Genomic DNA, 15,732 nt, shown 5'->3' with positions numbered 1-15,732 from the left:
TTTTGCACCATGCCTCATGACCCGCTGCTCACACAGCCTGCTACAGAAAGTGTTTCAGACGTTGATTCACAGAATTCTTCAGAAGAACAATTCGCCGGAACGCCACAGCCCGGCGTCGCACAGCAACACGCGACACGGCTTATTTTTCTGCTTTCCGGCTTTGCCATGGCAGCCTGGGCGCCGCTGGTGCCGTTTGTAAAATTGCGGCTCGATATCAGCGACGGCACGCTCGGATTATTGCTTCTGTGTATCGGCGCAGGCTCGACGTTTTCGATGCCGCTGACCGGTTTCCTCACCGGTAAACTCGGGTGCAAAACCGTGATTTTAATCGCCAGCACATTGCTTTTGCTGGCGCTGCCGTTACTGACGCTAATGAACAGCGTTGAAGGTATGGCGCTGATTTTGCTGGTATTCGGCGCAGCAATTGGCATGGTCGATGTGGCGATGAACGTTCACGCCGTGGTGGTCGAAAAAGCCAGCGGACGCGCGATGATGTCCGGGTTCCATGGCTTTTTCAGCATGGGCAGTATTTTTGGCGCACTGGCGATCACCGGCCTGCTCTTTCTGGGCATGACACCGTTTATTTCGGTGATGATCGTGGTGGCCGCGCTGGCTGTTTTAGTGGTGCTGACCAGCCCTCATTTTTGGAAAGACACCCGTCACGACGGCGACGGGCCGATGTTTGTTCTGCCGCGCGGCTGGGTGATTTTGCTCGGTTTTTTATGTTTTGTGATGTTCCTGACCGAAGGCTCAATGCTGGACTGGGGCGCGCTGTTCCTGACCACGGAACGCGGCGTTTCCGCCCATCAGGCCGGTCTGGGTTATGCGGTGTTTTCTATTGCGATGACCCTGGGCCGCCTGACCGGCGACCGTATTATTGCGGCAATGGGACGTTATAAAGTGCTGATGTTTGGCAGCCTTTGCGCCAGCCTTGGTATGATTTTACTGACCACGGTAGACAATCTCTGGTTTGCCGGTCTCGGCTTCATCATGACCGGTTTTGGTGCGTCGAATCTGGTGCCTATTATGTTCAGCGCCGCGGGGAATCAGACGGCGATGCCCGCCAGCATGGCTATCGCTTCCGTGACAACCCTGGGTTATGCCGGTATTTTGGCTGGTCCCGCGCTGATTGGCTTTATCGCGCAACTGAGCAGTTTGTCTGTCGCACTGGGCTGCGTGGCAGCAATGATGTTATGTGTCACGGCCTGCGCGAAAGCCGTGCTCCGATAAAAGAGTGATAACAAGAATGAAGGAAAAAATTCATCATCATGGCTGGTAAATATTTATCACTGACATCAACCAACATTACGCGTTTCTTCTGGTTGTTCATTCTGCTGCTGGTCGTGGGGCTGGGCCTTTACGGTTACAACTACACCAACGCGTACATGAATGACAAACTGCACACGACGCAAACTCTTGCCGATCAGTTGCAAAAACGCATCGATAAATATCGCTACATGACTTACCAGATTTACGATGATTTTTCCGGTCAGCCGATGACGCCCGATGCAGTGAATGCGCAGGAAATCCGTCTTCGTCAGGATATGTTCTTCGTTTCCAAGCCGCATAAGAAAACGGATGCGCTGATCTTCGGTACGCACGACAGCTCGACGCTGGATCTCACGTTGAAGGTCTCGGCATTTCTCGACGATCAGTGGGGCTCAACCACCCTGCCTTATTCCCTGTATTATCTGAATGGCCAGGACAACAGCATGATGCTGATTACCACCGTGCCGTTGCAGCAGCAGGATTCCCGGCTGAAAGAAAACTATTTCACCAGCACGCTGCAATCGCGCCGTGCGGAAATGCTCCAGCAGGCCAACACGCTGGACGAGCGGGAAAGTTATTCTCCGCTGCGCAAATCCCGCCAGAGCAATGAATATTCATTCTCCCTGCGCACGACCTTCAATAATCCGGGTCATCTGGCGACGGTAATTGCCTTTGATTTACCGATGAGCGACCTGATCCCGTCGAGCATGGCGCGGGATAATTTCCAGCTTAACGGCAATACCTCGGACGTCAATGAAGGGGATCCGACCGACGACGGCGCCGCGAGCACCATTACGCTGCAAGGCTGGTCGATGGTCTTTAATGTCCCTCTGAACAACTCTCCGCTGTCGCTAACTTACCATGTGCCGCTGTTTAGCCTGGTCGTGGATCTGTCGCGCAACAACTTCTGGCTGATCCTCATCAATCTGTTCCTGATGGGACTTGCGATGGCAAGCATCTATTTCATCCGCCATCAGTACATCCGCCCGAGCGAAAATATGGCGGCGCAGTTGCAGATGCAGCAGGCGCTCAATCAGGAAATTATCTCCGGTCTGCCGCTTGGATTGCTGGTGTACAATTTCAGTAACCACAGCGTGATCCTGAGCAACAAGATTGCCGATCAGCTGTTGCCGCACCTGAGCCTCAATAAAATTGCCAATATGGCCGAGCAGCATCACGGTACGATACAGGCCACCGTCAATAATGAGGTGTACGAGATACGCATGCTCCGCAGCCAGATTTCACCGGAAACCTACCTGTTCATGCTGCACGATCAGGACAAAGAAGTGATGGTGAACCGGACGCTGCAACAGGCCAAACGCGAGTTCGAAAAGAACCTCCAGGCGCGCAAACTGATGCTGCATAATCTGGGCATTGAGCTTAACCAGCCGCTTCATGAACTCAACGGACTGGCGCAGGCGCTGACCGAAGAACAGCAACCGGAAGAGCGTCTGGCGCTGGAAGCCAAACTGCTCAATGAATCGCGTAACGCACTGACGCTGGTGGACAATATTACCCTGCTGACGCGGCTGGAAACGCAGGACTGGCAGCCTTCCAGCGACGGTTATGTGTTATCGGCGATGGTTGATGAACTGTTACTCGACGCCCTGCCCCGCCTCAGCCAGAAAGGGCTCGGGCTGCTGAACCATTTCCAGATTGCGCCGGAAGCGTCCTTTGTGGGCGATATGCAGGCGGTGAAGAAAATTCTGTCGCTGCTGATCGATTACGCCATCGTTACCACGTCGCTGGGCAAAATCACGCTGACCAGTGAACAGGACGAAGATCGCCCGGATCAGCTGATTTTCCACATTACCGACACCGGCAGCGGAATTTCGAAGGAAGAATTGAGCAATCTGAATTATCCTTTCCTGAGCCAGACGTTAGTCGATCGCTTTAATCACGGGTCTGGACTGACGTTCTTCCTGTGTAATCAGCTGTGCAAGAAGCTCGGCGGTCAGCTCGAAATCCGCAGTAAGCTGAACATCGGAACCCGCTACACCGTGCGCGTGAAGCAGCGTCCGCAGGCGCAGGAAGTGGAAGCCGAACATGAGCAGTTGCTCAATGATGTCACGGTTTTACTCGACATCACCTCGGAAGAAGTTCGCGGCATTGTCACCCGCACCATGAATGCGTATGGCGCGGTGTGTATTGTGGCAGACGAGCGCCAGGTGACGCGCGAGTACGACGTTTTACTGACGGATAATGCGCAAAACAGCGATAAATATACGCTGCTGCTGACCGACGATGAAGCCGGTTTCCAGCCGCTTGAAAAGCATTATATTCGCGTCAATTACAACATCAGCAGTGCGCTGATCGACGCAACCTTACTGTTAATCGAACAGCAATTTTCTGTTTCCGATGACAGTGTTTCACCCGAAGAACCCGGCGAAGACTCTCTCGATCAGTACGAAAAGCAGTTAAAATCAAGCGATTACTATCAGCTTTTTGTCGAGACAGTACCGGAAGATCTTGAGAAACTGTATAATGAAAACCAACGTCGTGATTTTACGTCACTGTCACAAACAGCACATCGCCTTAAGGGGGTATTCGCCATGCTGAATCTGACTCCCGGCAAGCAAATGTGCGAAGCGTTAGAACAATACATCGCAGACGGCGATGCATTACAGATTACTGAAACCATCAATCACATTGATTCTTTTGTCTCCAGACTGCTCCAGCAAGGTAGCTAATCACATGAATAATATGAACGTAATTATTGCTGATGACCATCCTATCGTCCTGTTTGGTATTCGTAAGTCCCTTGAACAAATTGAATGGGTGAACGTTGTCGGTGAATTCGAAGACTCGACAGCACTGGTTAACAGCTTAAGCAAACTTGACGCCCATGTTCTGATTACTGACCTTTCAATGCCGGGCGACAAATTCGGCGACGGAATTACGCTGATCAAGTACATCAAACGTCACTATCCGCAGCTGTCCATTATTGTTCTGACCATGAACAATAATCCGGCGATCCTGAGCTCTGTCCTGGATCTGGATATTGAAGGGATTGTGCTAAAACAAGGCGCGCCAACCGATTTACCGAAAGCGCTGGCCGCGTTGCAGAAGGGCAAGAAGTTTACCCCTGACAGCGTTGCCAAATTGCTGGAAAAAATCAGCGCCAACGGTTACGGCGACAAGCGTCTGTCTCCGAAAGAAAGCGAAGTTCTGCGTCTGTTTGCAGAAGGCTTCCTGGTGACAGAGATTGCTAAAAAGCTGAACCGCAGCATCAAAACCATCAGCAGCCAGAAGAAATCTGCGATGCTTAAACTGGGCGTGGAAAACGATATCGCCCTGCTTAACTACCTGTCTTCCGTCAGTTCCCAGCCAGTCGATAAAGACTAACGTTTCAGGATGTTACTCTGATTATTGAACGTTAAGACATAAAAAAGGCACCTCCGGGTGCCTTTTGCTTTTCTATTACTGCTCACTTTCCCGTTTCTTGCGAACCAGCGCGCTGTAGTAACTCAGCGTATCGCGCAACGTCTCCAGCGTGACCGGTTTCGACAGGCAGTTATCCATCCCCGCTTCCAGACAACGCTGACGTTGTTCGGCCAGTGCGTTGGCAGTCACGCCAATCACCGGCAGCGTATGGCCCAGCTCACGCAGTTTTTGGGTCAGCCCGTAACCATCCAGCCGTGGCATGTTTACGTCACTGAGAACGATGTCGATTTCATGGGAACGCATGGCGTCCAGCGCGTCCATACCGTCATTCGCCGTCACCACGACGTATCCCATCGTGCCCAGCTGATCTGCCAGCAGACGCCGGTTGATCGGATGGTCATCCACCACCAGCAATGTGATATCGCTGTAATCGTGAACCACAGTGGCTTCCGGTGCCGGTAAACCGCCTTCTTCTGCTGACGTTTCCAGCCGGTAAATACGGTTAAGCAGCGCGGTGATTTCCAGCGGCGTCGAGGTGCTGTGAACCCAGTACCCCGGGCGTGTCTCGACCGGCGGCCCGATGTGCGCGATAGAAAACTCAATCTGTGCCGCCAGTTCACCTTTGTGGATGAGCGGCGTATCGGTGATCAGCACATCTTCGCGCTGGCTTTGCATTCCTGCCTCAAAGCGCTGAATATTCGCGCCGTGGTAACGCAACAGCTGCATCAGATAGCTTTCCAGATAGGCGTTACGCACATCCAGCCAGACCGTTTTGTCCTGCCAGTTATCGAGCGGTTCTTCGGACGGGAACGTGGCGTTGTACAACGGAATACGCACGGTAAACGAACTGCCCAGCCCCGGTTCGGATTCAACGTCAATGTCGCCATCCATCAGGTTGATCAGCTTTTCACAAATCGCCAGCCCGAGCCCGGTGCCCTGGAAGTGGCGCTGCACGCCGGTTCCGACCTGGAAGAACGGGTCAAACAGGCGGGTGATTTCCCGCTCCGGGATGCCCACGCCGGTATCGCGCACCTGGAATTCCAGATAATTACCGCAGGTTCTGACGTTCAAAACGATACAGCCGGTATCGGTAAATTTGATCGCGTTATTCAGGATATTCGAAATGACCTGCTGCAAACGCACCGGATCGCCGTTAAACGACAGCGGCACGTTGTGCTCGATAAAACAGTAAAGGCCGAGATGCTTTTTCACCACCAGCGGCAGATAGTTGCCGGCAATGTGGGTAATCACTTCACGGCACGAGAATTCCTGCGGCTCGATTTTCAGCTGCTCGGATTCAATTTTCGAGAAGTCGAGAATGTCGCTGATGATTTTCAGTAAAAGCGCCGAGGAGTTGTTCATCGCCGTTACCAGACGGTCAACGCCCTGCGGCAACCCCTGCGTTTGCAGTAAATCCAGGTTACCGATAATCCCGTACAGCGGCGTACGCAATTCATGGCTGACCGTCGCCAGGAACATGGATTTCGACTGGCTGGCCTGTTCCGCCGCATTGGCCATTTCCTGGAGTGATTCCTCCATTTTCACCCGCGAGCTGACGTCTATCAGAACGCAGATCGCCACGTCTTCATTCCGGTAGCGAGAGTGAACGAAACTCAGCTGGATGTTGTTGTTATTCTTGGTAATCACATCAACAAAATTGACCTGCTGGTCGCAGATGATCCGCGTAATACGCTGGCGGTCTTCCTGCGTCAGCATATTGATATAATTATGCGCCAGCTCATTACTCAGGATATTCACGCCATCACTGATGCGCAGAATCGAAATTCCTACCGGCGCCGAGGCAACGATTTTATGGTTAAACTGCTCATGTTCTTCCAGACGGAACGCGTTTTCTTCCGCCGGTAAAAACATCTTACGCTCAAATACCCAGGCCAGAATAAACAGCAGCAGACCGGAGAAGATATTCAGCAATACGGCGTTGAAAATCAGTATCTTGAACCGTTCAAGCAAGGTGTTGAACGGCATTGAATAGACTACGCTCAGCGTGGATGGTGTCAGCGGCTTTTTATAAATGAGATCTTTATAGCCGTTCATGTAGCCGAAATAAGAGCTTTCTTCCGGGTAATTTCCCAGCGTCGCCGTGTTACCGTCATCTTCAGAAATGCTCAGCAACGGCTGATCGTCTTCATCCAGCAGCGTCACGCCGGTGTGCTGGGCATTAGGATTCAGTAAATCTTCAAGACGCAAATTTTGCTGAATACCCATCAGCGCTTCGAGTTTATTACCGACATAAATTGGGGTTAATACATACAGATAGCCGGAATCTTTATTACCGGACTGCGACACCCAGTACAGGCTGTTGGCCTTGTCCTGGTTTTTACCGTTGCGGTATTGCAGGATTTTCTCATGCAACGATTTCAGCTGCTCCTGACTTTCACGCTCCAGCGGTTCGCTGCTGACCCCAAAATCCACCAGACACAAATTCTCGCCGCTGATATAGAACACACGATTCAGATCGTAAGCATCGGAGAAATTGTCTTTCCAGTAATGGATCATGTTACCAAGCGACGCCAGCGAGTTGCGGTAGCTGCTGTTTATCTGAGAACAATCGGACTCAGGAAACAGCGAAAGATAGGTCGGCGGCGTGCTTTTGGTGCTGATCATGCCATTGATGATATCCAGCCCGTTCATGGAATCGCTGAGACGCTTTTCGGCCATAAACTTTATGCTGTGCATGACGTCATTGGAGTTTTTGACGTAGCTCTGCGCCAGATCGTAGTTGAGGTTATCCTCATCGCGGATCTCAGATTCTTTGTTGTGGAAGATATTCAGCACATAAAAGGTGGTCAGCAGCACACCCAGTGTCCACAACATAAGCGCCAGCACCCGGAACAGATAGCGGGATATTTTTAGCGTTGTTCGAAACGAAGCAAGATATTTCAAGGATTAACCATCGGTGTAACGGCTCAGTGAGCAGGATACGTTTAGGATTCAGAATACACTATTGTCGTGGTTTCTAAAAAATACGATGTTAATAAAAAAGGCATAACACGTTGCCATGTTATGCCCTTCATTAATCCGACTAAGAAGACTTATTCTTCTTCGTCGTCTGCTGGCTGATCGTCTTCACCTTCTGCGTCGTCCGGCAAATCGGCTGCTTGTGCCGCTTCCAGTTCGCCCGCTTCAGTGGCTACGCCATCCAGTTCTTCGTCTTCTACCGGCTCTGCAACACGTTGCAGACCGACGACGTGTTCTTCTTCTGCGGTACGGATAAGCGTCACACCCTGGGTGTTACGGCCTACTGTACTCACTTCAGAAACACGGGTACGCACCAGCGTACCGGCGTCGGTGATCATCATGATCTGATCCGCTTCATCTACCTGAATCGCGCCAACAACCGGTCCGTTACGCTCGCTCACTTTGATTGAGATAACGCCCTGCGTTGCACGGGATTTGGTTGGATATTCTGTTGACTCAGTCCGTTTACCGAAGCCGTTTTGCGTCACAGTCAGAATACAACCGTCGCCGCGTGGGATAATCAGGGACACAACGCTGTCGCCTTCGCCCAGACGGATACCGCGTACACCGGTCGCCGTACGGCCCATCGAGCGGACGGCTTCTTCGGAGAAGCGCACCACTTTACCGGCGGCAGAGAACAGCATGACTTCGTCTTTACCGTCAGTCAGGTCAACACCAATCAGCTCATCACCCTCGTTCAGGTTAATGGCGATGATGCCGGCGCTGCGCGGACGGCTGAAATCGGTCAGAGCAGTTTTCTTCACGGTACCGCTTGCGGTTGCCATGAACACATGACGGCCTTCTTCGTACTCGCGTACTGGCAGAATGGCGGTAATACGTTCGTTTGGCTCAAGCGGCAGTAAGTTGACAATCGGACGGCCACGGGCACCGCGGCTGGCTTCCGGCAACTGATAGACTTTCATCCAGTACAGACGTCCGCGACTTGAGAACATCAGAATGGTGTCATGGGTGTTAGCCACCAGCAGACGGTCGATAAAGTCTTCTTCTTTAATGCGTGCGGCTGATTTGCCTTTACCACCGCGACGCTGCGCTTCATAGTCGGTCAGAGGCTGATATTTCACATACCCCTGATGCGACAATGTCACCACAACGTCTTCCTGATTGATCAGGTCTTCGATGTTGATGTCAGAAGAGTTCGCCGTAATTTCGGTGCGACGCGGATCGTTATACTGATCGCGGATCGCTTCCAGTTCTTCACGAATGACTTCCATCAGACGCTCAGGGCTGGACAGGATGAACAGCAGCTCGGCGATTTGCACCAGCAGCTCTTTGTATTCATCCAGCAGTTTTTCGTGCTCAAGGCCGGTCAGTTTCTGCAAGCGCAGATCCAGAATCGCCTGTGCCTGCTGTTCAGTCAGGAAGTATTTACCGTCGTGAATACCAAACTGTGGTTCCAGCCATTCAGGACGAGCCGCATCATCACCGGCGCTTGCCAGCATCGCAGCAACGTTACCCAGATCCCATGAACGCGCGATCAGGCCCGCTTTCGCTTCAGCCGGCGTCGGTGCAGCACGGATCAGTTCAATGATTGGGTCGATGTTTGCCAGCGCGATAGCCAGTGCTTCAAGGATATGTGCACGGTCACGGGCTTTACGCAGTTCGAAGATAGTACGACGCGTGACGACTTCACGACGGTGACGGACAAACGCAGACAGGATCTCTTTCAGACCGAGAATTTTCGGCTGACCCTGGTGCAATGCCACCATGTTGATGCCGAAAGACGTTTGCAGCTGCGTCAGTGAATAGAGGTTATTCAGAACCACTTCACCGACAGCGTCGCGTTTGATTTCAATGACGATACGCATACCGTCTTTGTCGGACTCATCGCGCAGTGCGCTGATGCCTTCGACACGCTTTTCTTTCACCAGCTCGGCGATCTTTTCGATCAGACGGGCTTTGTTCACCTGATACGGGATCTCGTGAACAATGATGGTTTCGCGACCGGTTTTGGCGTCCGCTTCCACTTCAGCGCGGGCACGGATGGAGATTTTGCCACGGCCTGTACGGTAAGCTTCTTCGATACCACGACGGCCATTGATGATCGCCGCCGTCGGAAAATCTGGCCCCGGGATGTGTTCCATCAGCCCTTCAATGCTGATGTTTTCATCTTCGATGTACGCCAGACAGCCGTTGATCACCTCAGTGAGGTTATGCGGCGGAATGTTCGTCGCCATACCGACCGCGATACCTGACGAGCCGTTAACCAGCAGGTTAGGAATACGCGTTGGCATTACCGCAGGAATTTGTTCGGTGCCGTCATAGTTTGGCACGAAATCGACAGTTTCTTTTTCTAAGTCTGCCAGCAATTCGTGTGCAATTTTTGACATGCGGATTTCGGTATAACGCATGGCGGCGGCGGAGTCGCCATCCACCGAACCGAAGTTACCCTGCCCGTCCACCAGCATGTAGCGAAGTGAAAAAGGCTGAGCCATACGAACGATGGTGTCATAAACAGCAGTATCACCGTGCGGGTGATATTTACCGATAACGTCACCGACCACACGGGCCGATTTTTTGTAGGCTTTATTCCAGTCGTTACCGAGAACATTCATTGCGAAAAGTACGCGGCGGTGCACCGGTTTCAAACCATCGCGCACATCTGGGAGCGCACGTCCGACAATAACGGACATCGCATAATCCAGGTAAGAGTTTTTCAGCTCTTCTTCGATGTTAATCGGTGTGATTTCTCTGGCAAGGTCGCTCATGGAGCTGCTATCCCTCTACTGATTATTCATGGCCGCTGCCCACGTAGGCATATATAGCGCAAAGGTGTAAAACTATACCACAAACCAGCCAAACGTGGAAAACAACCTCCCCCTTTTGCGCAGTATTATCCAACATGATTCAAACCTTTGCGCAAAGCGCGTGAATTCGTACAAAGATTAGCCAGTCGCGACAAAACTGAACCAAACCGGACGGAATATGTATAATCCGCTCATCTGGATATAAGGAGTTCATCACGCTCATGACAACCACACCGGCCTCTAAGCCACAGAATATTGACCATGAAGAAATCGCCAAGTTTGAGGCCGTCGCCTCGCGCTGGTGGGATCTGGAAGGCGAATTCAAACCCCTTCACCGCATTAATCCACTTCGTCTGAACTACATTCTGGAGCGCGCCGACGGCCTGTTCGGGAAGAAGGTTCTCGACGTCGGCTGCGGCGGCGGAATTTTAAGTGAAAGCATGGCGGTGGCTGGCGCAGAAGTGACCGGTCTGGACATGGGCGGCGAGCCGTTGCAGGTCGCGCGTCTGCATGCGCTGGAAAGCGGTGTGAAAGTCACTTACGTGCAGGAAACTGTCGAAGCACATGCCGATGCGCATCCGCAGCAGTACGATGTCGTGACCTGTATGGAAATGCTGGAACACGTGCCAGACCCGGCGTCAGTGGTTGCGGCCTGCGCCCGTCTGGTAAAGCCCGGCGGCCACGTTTTCTTCTCCACCATCAACCGCAATAACAAAGCCTGGCTGATGGCGATTTTCGGCGCGGAATACGTGCTGAAGATGGTGCCGAAGGGCACGCATGACATCAAAAAGTTCATCAAGCCGTCAGAGCTGCTGAACATGATTGACCGCACACCGCTGTTTGAACGCCACATTATGGGGCTGCATTACAACCCGCTGACCGACCATTTCAAACTCGGGCCAAACGTTGATGTGAATTACATGATTCATACACAGGCTGAAAATAACAGCGTGAGCTGAGTGCCCGAAATCCCCCCTGCGTCAAGCCCGGAAGATGCGTTCCGGGCTGAAATCTTCAGAGTTTACCCAAACATCCCTGCTCATAATTTCACTTAAACCTTAGTTTTTAGGGCGTTGGTTCATCCGGCAGGCGCAACATGTTTTTTTAGAATAGTTATCCAGATCAATATAGCGTTTTTTTCTAACGTTTAATAAACCGGCAGTCGATCACCTTTCGCAAAAATATAAGAAAATCGTATCTCAGATATTGACAGGTTTGTCGCGCCAGCAATGACGGACTCCTCAGGCTTGAGGCAGAAATTTCTCCCCAACTTATCCACAAAACAGGCCATTTTGTTCACTTGCAAAAGGGCCATTCAGTCACTATCTTGTCATCAGAAAATAACAAACCCACAATATATTGTGTTTATATCCTGACCAGCACACAAGGGACTCTTTGTGCTGTCGCGCGTGTTTTCACGGCCAGGTCAGGCACTGTATAAACCTTTGAGGTATCACACCGAATGAACCAAAGTCTGCTTGTTACTAAACGTGATGGCCGCACAGAACGCATCAACCTTGATAAAATCCACCGTGTCATTGACTGGGCAGCGGAAGGTCTTCAAAACGTATCAGTTTCTCAAGTAGAACTTCGTTCACACATCCAGTTCTATGACGGGATTAAAACCGCTGATATTCATGAAACGATTATCAAAGCGGCTGCCGACCTGATCTCCAAAGATGCCCCGGATTACCAATATCTGGCCGCCCGTCTGGCAATCTTCCACCTGCGTAAAAAAGCCTACGGCCAGTTTGAACCGCCAAAACTGATCGACCAGGTCACGCGCATGGTTGAAATGGGTAAATACGACAAACATCTGCTGGAAGACTACACGGCTGAAGAGTTCGAGCAGATGGACAGTTTTATTGACCACTGGCGCGACATGAATTTCTCCTACGCCGCTGTGAAGCAGCTGGAAGGGAAATATCTGGCACAGAACCGCGTGACCGGCGATATCTACGAAAGCGCACAGTTCCTGTACATTCTGGTCGCGGCCTGCCTGTTCTCCGGCTACCCGCGTGAAACCCGTCTGGATTACATCAAACGTTTCTATGACGCGATTTCTACCTTCAAAATTTCTCTGCCTACGCCGATCATGTCTGGCGTGCGCACCCCAACCCGTCAGTTCAGCTCCTGCGTTCTGATTGAATGTGGCGACAGCCTGGATTCCATCAACGCGACGTCCAGCGCTATCGTGAAATACGTTTCCCAACGTGCCGGTATCGGCATCAACGCCGGTCGCATCCGTGCGCTGGGTAGTCCGATCCGTGGCGGCGAAGCGTTCCACACCGGTTGTATCCCGTTCTACAAACACTTCCAGACCGCCGTGAAATCCTGTTCTCAGGGCGGCGTTCGCGGCGGCGCAGCCACATTGTTCTATCCGATGTGGCATCTGGAAGTTGAAAGCCTGCTGGTGCTGAAAAACAACCGTGGTGTTGAAGGCAACCGCGTCCGTCATATGGACTACGGCGTGCAGATCAACAAACTGATGTATCAGCGCCTGGTGAAAGGCGGCGATATCACGCTGTTCAGCCCGTCCGACGTGCCAGGCCTGTACGATGCCTTCTTTGCCGATCAGGACGAGTTCGAACGTCTCTACGAGAAGTACGAGCAGGACGCCAGCATCCGTAAGCAGAAAGTAAAAGCGGTTGAGCTGTTTTCGCTGATGATGCAGGAACGTGCTTCTACAGGCCGTATCTACATTCAGCACGTTGACCACTGCAACACCCACAGCCCGTTTGATCCGGCAATCGCGCCAGTTCGTCAGTCTAACCTGTGTCTGGAAATCGCGCTGCCAACCAAACCGCTGGACGATGTGAACGACGAAAACGGCGAAATCGCGCTGTGTACGCTGTCTGCTTTCAACCTCGGCGCTATCGAAAGCCTCGACGATCTGGAAGAGCTGGCAGTGCTGGCAGTTCGTGCCCTTGACGCCCTGCTCGATTATCAGGATTACCCGATCAAAGCCGCGAAACGTGGCGCGATGGGCCGTCGTACGCTGGGTATCGGCGTGATTAACTACGCGTATTATCTGGCGAAAAACGGCGTGCGTTATTCCGATGGCAGCGCCAACAACCTGACGCACAAAACGTTTGAAGCCATTCAGTATTACCTGCTGAAAGCCTCCAACGAGCTGGCGAAAGAGCAAGGCGCGTGTCAGTGGTTCAATGAAACCACCTATTCCCGGGGCATCATGCCGGTGGATACCTACAAGAAAGATCTGGATGCGATTTGCGACGAGCCGCTGCATCTGGACTGGGATTCCCTGCGCGAAAGCATCAAAACCCACGGCCTGCGTAACTCCACGCTGTCCGCGCTGATGCCTTCCGAGACGTCTTCGCAGATCTCCAATGCCACCAACGGTATCGAGCCACCGCGCGGCCACATCAGTATCAAAGCGTCGAAAGACGGGATCCTGCGTCAGGTTGTGCCGGAATATGAGCGTCTGAAAGATCAGTACGAACTGTTGTGGGATATGCCGAACAACGACGGTTATCTGCAACTGGTTGGCGTGATGCAGAAATTCATCGACCAGGCGATTTCGTCTAATACTAACTACGACCCGTCGCGCTTTCCGAACAGCAAAGTGCCGATGAAGCAGTTGCTGAAAGACCTGCTGACGGCCTACAAATTTGGCGTGAAAACGCTGTACTATCAGAACACCCGCGACGGTGCTGACGATGTGCAGGAAGACATGAAAGCTGAAGTGGTTGATGACTGCGAAAGCGGCGCCTGCAAAATCTAATCGTCTGTTTTAACTCAATTATTATTCAAAACCCCCGTCAGGGGGTTTTTGCCGAGAATTTCGAGGAAGTTATGGCCTACAGTACTTTTTCCCAGAATAAAAACGATCAGCTTCTTGAGCCAATGTTCTTTGGCCAGTCGGTTAACGTTGCCCGTTTCGACCAGCAGAAGCATGAAATCTTTGAAAAACTGATCGAAAAGCAGCTGTCCTTCTTCTGGCGTCCGGAAGAGATTGATGTTTCCCGCGACCGTATCGATTTCCAGGCACTGCCGGATCACGAAAAACACATCTTCCTCAGCAACCTGAAATACCAGACGCTGCTCGATTCCATTCAGGGCCGCAGCCCGAACGTCGCGCTGTTGCCGCTGATTTCTATCCCGGAGCTGGAAACGTGGGTCGAAACCTGGGCGTTCTCAGAAACCATTCACTCACGTTCTTACACGCACATTATCCGTAACATCGTTAACGATCCGGCGATTGTGTTTGACGATATCGTGACCAACGAAGAAATCCTCAAGCGCGCGAAAGATATCTCCGGCTATTACGATACGCTGATTGAGATGACCAGCTACTATCACCTGCTGGGCGAAGGCACGCATCAGGTTAACGGCAAAACTGTCGTGGTAAACCTGCGTGAGCTGAAGAAAAAACTCTACATCTGTCTGATGAGTGTCAACGCCCTGGAAGCCGTGCGTTTCTACGTCAGCTTCGCCTGTTCGTTTGCGTTCGCAGAACGTGAACTGATGGAAGGCAACGCGAAAATCATCAAGATGATCGCCCGTGACGAAGCCCTGCATCTGACCGGTACCCAGCACGCGCTGAACCTGCTTCGCTCAGGTCAGGACGATCCGGAAATGGCTGAGATCGCGCTGGAATGTCAGCAGGAATGCCATGATTTGTTCGTGCTCGCCGCGCAGCAGGAAAAAGACTGGGCTGAATATCTGTTCAAAGACGGCTCGATGATCGGCCTGAACAAAGACATTCTGTGCCAGTACGTCGAGTACATCACCAACATCCGTATGCAGGCTGTGGGTCTGGATGCGCCATTTAAAACCCGCTCTAACCCAATTCCGTGGATCAACGCCTGGCTGGTGTCCGACAACGTGCAGGTTGCACCGCAGGAAGTGGAGGTCAGCTCCTATCTGGTCGGTCAGATTGACTCTGAAGTTCATGCTGACGATCTGAGTGATTTCGAGCTGTAAATGACGGACAGAACCATCACACTTTCAGCAAACGGCCAGCAACTGGTCTGTAACGCAGAGCACCGGAACTTGCTGGAAGTGTTTGAACATCATCAGGTTGAAGTGGAATACCAGTGTCGCGAAGGTTATTGCGGTTCATGTCGCATGAAGCTCGTTCGCGGGACGGTTGAGTACAGTGAGAAACCTCTGGCGTTTGTGGCGGAAGGAGATGTCCTTCCATGCTGCTGCCTGCCGGTGGGGGATATTGAAGTTGAATTTTAGCGGGCTGCTGCCCGTGCCCGCTGTTGAGATTGGCTTCCGGTTTAAATTCTAAATCAAAATCAAGGTCGTGGGCGTCGGCCCACACCGACCAGAGGGAGAATAAACCTTCTCCCTCTGGACTCCCGCG

At 52.1% G+C, this 15,732-nt stretch carries 9 protein-coding genes; 7 read left to right on the top strand and 2 right to left on the bottom strand.

The genetic code is table 11. The annotated features are described in order from the left end of the window. Positions 1 to 9 precede the first annotated feature (9 nt). Genes M2403_RS10725 through rcsB form a run of 3 tightly spaced genes read left to right on the top strand, consistent with a single transcriptional unit; the run spans position 10 to position 4,614 of the window. Positions 10 to 1,230, top strand: a complete 1,221-nt coding sequence (locus M2403_RS10725) for an MFS transporter (protein ID WP_259229109.1) — start codon at positions 10 to 12, stop codon at positions 1,228 to 1,230. Positions 1,231 to 1,268: 38 nt separating this feature from the next. Further along, the gene (rcsD, locus tag M2403_RS10720; RefSeq protein ID WP_259229108.1) at positions 1,269 to 3,959 is read left to right on the top strand and encodes a phosphotransferase RcsD; all 2,691 of its coding nucleotides are present in this window, start codon (positions 1,269 to 1,271) and stop codon (positions 3,957 to 3,959) included. A gap of 4 nt (positions 3,960 to 3,963) precedes the next feature. After that, positions 3,964 to 4,614, top strand: a complete 651-nt coding sequence (rcsB, locus tag M2403_RS10715) for a response regulator transcription factor RcsB (RefSeq protein ID WP_013574620.1) — start codon at positions 3,964 to 3,966, stop codon at positions 4,612 to 4,614. 75 nt (positions 4,615 to 4,689) lie between these two features. Here the strand turns inward: rcsB and rcsC are convergent, their stop codons facing one another. Continuing rightward, the gene (rcsC, locus tag M2403_RS10710; protein WP_165058265.1) at positions 4,690 to 7,557 is read right to left on the bottom strand and encodes a two-component system sensor histidine kinase RcsC; all 2,868 of its coding nucleotides are present in this window, start codon (positions 7,555 to 7,557) and stop codon (positions 4,690 to 4,692) included. A gap of 149 nt (positions 7,558 to 7,706) precedes the next feature. Further along, a complete protein-coding gene (gene gyrA, locus M2403_RS10705) occupies positions 7,707 to 10,358 on the bottom strand; it encodes a DNA topoisomerase (ATP-hydrolyzing) subunit A (RefSeq protein WP_165058267.1) in 2,652 nt (883 codons plus the stop codon). Between the two features lie 260 nt (positions 10,359 to 10,618). Between gyrA and ubiG the strand changes: the two genes are divergently transcribed. From ubiG to yfaE, 4 genes are all read left to right on the top strand, one after another. Beyond that, entirely contained in the window at positions 10,619 to 11,356 is a 738-nt protein-coding gene (gene ubiG, locus M2403_RS10700) for a bifunctional 2-polyprenyl-6-hydroxyphenol methylase/3-demethylubiquinol 3-O-methyltransferase UbiG (protein ID WP_152324347.1), read from the top strand. Between the two features lie 503 nt (positions 11,357 to 11,859). Continuing rightward, positions 11,860 to 14,142, top strand: coding sequence for a class 1a ribonucleoside-diphosphate reductase subunit alpha (gene nrdA, locus M2403_RS10695; protein WP_259229107.1), 2,283 nt, complete (start codon positions 11,860 to 11,862; stop codon positions 14,140 to 14,142). 71 nt (positions 14,143 to 14,213) lie between these two features. Beyond that, positions 14,214 to 15,344, top strand: coding sequence for a class Ia ribonucleoside-diphosphate reductase subunit beta (nrdB, locus tag M2403_RS10690; RefSeq protein ID WP_013574613.1), 1,131 nt, complete (start codon positions 14,214 to 14,216; stop codon positions 15,342 to 15,344). Then, positions 15,345 to 15,605, top strand: a complete 261-nt coding sequence (gene yfaE / locus M2403_RS10685; RefSeq protein ID WP_152324350.1) for a class I ribonucleotide reductase maintenance protein YfaE — start codon at positions 15,345 to 15,347, stop codon at positions 15,603 to 15,605. It begins immediately after the preceding gene. Positions 15,606 to 15,732: the final 127 nt, after the last annotated feature.

This window comes from Rahnella sp. BIGb0603, from assembly GCF_024808755.1.
Lineage (GTDB): Bacteria > Pseudomonadota > Gammaproteobacteria > Enterobacterales > Enterobacteriaceae > Rahnella > Rahnella contaminans.
The sequence above is the reverse complement of the archived record's forward strand: the minus strand, read 5'-3'. Positions and strand labels throughout refer to the sequence as shown.